This window comes from Embleya sp. NPDC005971 (genome assembly GCF_040629175.1).
GTDB lineage: Bacteria > Actinomycetota > Actinomycetes > Streptomycetales > Streptomycetaceae > Embleya.
In genome coordinates this window covers 1-1,440 of record NZ_JBEXUX010000189.1, presented here as the reverse complement: position 1 = coordinate 1,440, position 1,440 = coordinate 1, and the positions used below count along the sequence as shown (strand labels likewise).

The following is a 1,440-nucleotide window of genomic DNA, read 5'->3' as shown; positions in this document are numbered from 1 at the left end:
CGGGGCGACAGAACCTGGACCGACTGGACGCCGCCGACCCCACCTCGGACCCGCGCACCCGCGACGCCCGGGTGGACGAGGCACTCCGGGTGTCGGGGCCGACGCGTGTGCGGGTGTCGCGGGGGCGGCTACTTCACCGTGATGCCGGCCATGCCGAGCTTGTCGAACTTGAAGCTCGTGTCGATCTCGACCGCCGTGATGCCGGTGGTCTTCTTGCTGGTCACCAGGATCCACGAGCTGAACTTGCCGTTGCGGTCGGTCCAGGCGAGGCCGAAGTTGAAGGTCGGGTCGGCCCCCTGCACGCCGGCCAGGGCGATCAGCGTGTTCGGCGTGAAGTTCTCGCCGGACACCTTCACGAAGGTCCACGGGCGCACCGTGCTCTTGCTCAGCGTCACCTTGCGCTGGACGACCGGGACGTCGGCCTTCTCGACCGTCAGCGGCGTGGACGCGCTGCGGCTGCCGTCGCTCACCTGCACGCTGTACGTGCCGTCCGCGGTCCCGGGAGCGACCGTCACGCCGCCGGAGAGCACGCCGTCGGCGCCGATCCGCAGGCTGTTGGCGGAGATGCCCGCCGGGTTGCACGCGGTGCCGTCCGCGGCGCACAGGGACGGCGTGGCGGTGCCGCCCTTGGTCCAGTTGGTACCGGAGAGCACGGTCTCCTTGCCGGCCTCCACGGTGCCCGGGGACGCGCTCAGGGTGGCCGTCTCCGGCGTGCTCTGCACGGTGATGCTCTGCGCGACACCCGAGCCACCGGTGACCGCGCACGGCGTGGTGAAGTTGCCGTACGGCGTCACCGTGGCGGTCGTGGTCTTGGTCGGGGTCAGGTCGACCGTGCCGGTCGCGGTCGCCGGGATCTGCAGCTTGACCGTGAACGGCGGGCTCTGGATCGGCGTGTTCGCCGGGATGTCGATCGTGGTCTGGGCGCCGGTGAGGGTGACCGGGCCGGTGGCTCCGCCGGACAGCGCGAAGTCGATCGACGGCGTCATCTTGATGCCGTTGAGTGCGGCGGGGCTGGTGGCCGGGCTCGCGCCGAGGGTGATCTTCAGGTCGATCGTCTCGCCGGGCTTGGCGGTGGTCGGCCCGTCCACGGTCACCGACATCGGCCCGCTCTTCTCGCCCTGACCCAGCGGCAGCGAACACGTGACGGTCGGCGTCGCGGTGCCGGCGACGGCGGCCGGCGCGCCGGCGAGGAACCCGGTGACCGCGAGTGTGCCGACGCCGAGTCCGGCGGCCAGGCGCATGGTGCGTTGCTTCATGAGGTGCTGCTCCCTGTCCCGCGTTCCGTGCCGGCGGCGGGCGTTGGCGTCGCGTCGGCGGCATGGGGACGGATACGCGCATGGTAAGTGGAACGTGTTACAGAAGTGGGGCGGGTCACATTGATGCGCTTTCACCTGGCGAAGTCAAGAGGCGCAAACGGCCTATGTGACCGGTGAGTATGCC

Annotated in this window: 1 protein-coding gene; it reads right to left on the bottom strand. The window is 70.7% G+C overall.

Features of this window, described 5'->3' with window-relative positions; translation table 11 throughout:
- Window positions 1–128 precede the first annotated feature (128 nt).
- A complete protein-coding gene (locus ABZ374_RS48505; protein ID WP_360325254.1) occupies window positions 129–1,256 on the bottom strand; it encodes a hypothetical protein in 1,128 nt (375 codons plus the stop codon).
- Window positions 1,257–1,440 lie beyond the last annotated feature (184 nt).

What these genes read in the sequence shown, in the direction of transcription:
- ABZ374_RS48505 (WP_360325254.1), bottom strand. Translation starts at nt 1,256, where the DNA reads ATGAAGCAACGCACCATGCGCCTGGCCGCCGGACTCGGCGTCGGCACA.